1 protein-coding gene is annotated in these 788 nt (G+C 72.5%); it reads right to left on the reverse strand.

What is annotated here, in order from left to right; translation table 11 throughout:
• The coding region (locus ACVCAG_RS45800; RefSeq protein ID WP_440089952.1) for a polyketide synthase dehydratase domain-containing protein at positions 1 to 788 on the reverse strand (788 nt) is incomplete at both ends.

Consider the following 788-nt stretch of genomic DNA (forward strand, 5'->3'; position numbering starts at 1 on the left):
CTGGTCGCTCTGACGCGCAGGGTGGTGGCGCCGACCGCGTGGACCGACACCCCGTTCCAGGCGAACGGCAGATACGGCCGCCCCGGCTCGGGGGCGGGCAGCAGATCACCCAGCGCGCTGGCATGCAACGCCGCGTCCAGCAACGCCGGATGCACCCCGAACCGCGCCGCCTCAGCATGCGCCTGCTCGGGCAGAACGATCTCGGCCAGCACCTCACCCGGTCGCACCCACGCCCGCGCCAGCCCCTGGAAGACCGGCCCGTACTCCAGACCGATCTCGGCCAGACGCTCATACAAGTCATCCACCGCCACCGCCACCGCATCGGCCGGCGGCCACACCGCCACCGAGAAGCCCGGCTCGGCCACCTGCTCGGCGAGCTCGCCTTGCGCGTGCAGCGTCCAGTCCTGCGCGTCGTGGGCTCGCGAGTGGATCGCCACCGACCGCACCCCCGGCTCCTGCGCCGCACCGACCAGCACCTGCACCCGCACGCCGCCCTCGTCCGCCAGCACCAGCGGAGCCTGCAACGTCAGCTCCCGCACCAGCGCACAACCCAGCTCCTCACCCGCCCGGCCCGCCAGCTCCACCAACGCCGTCCCCGGCACGATCACCGTCCCGTTGACCACATGATCGGCCAGCCACGGCTGCGCAGCCACCGACAGACGGCCACTGAAGACCACCGACTCACCACCGGCGACCTCCGTCACCGCACTCAGCAGCGGGTGATCGATCCCCTCCAAACCAACCGCGTCCATGTCCCCGGCCTCGGCCTGCGCCGCCACCCAGAACCG

This window comes from Streptosporangium sp. G12, from assembly GCF_052983175.1.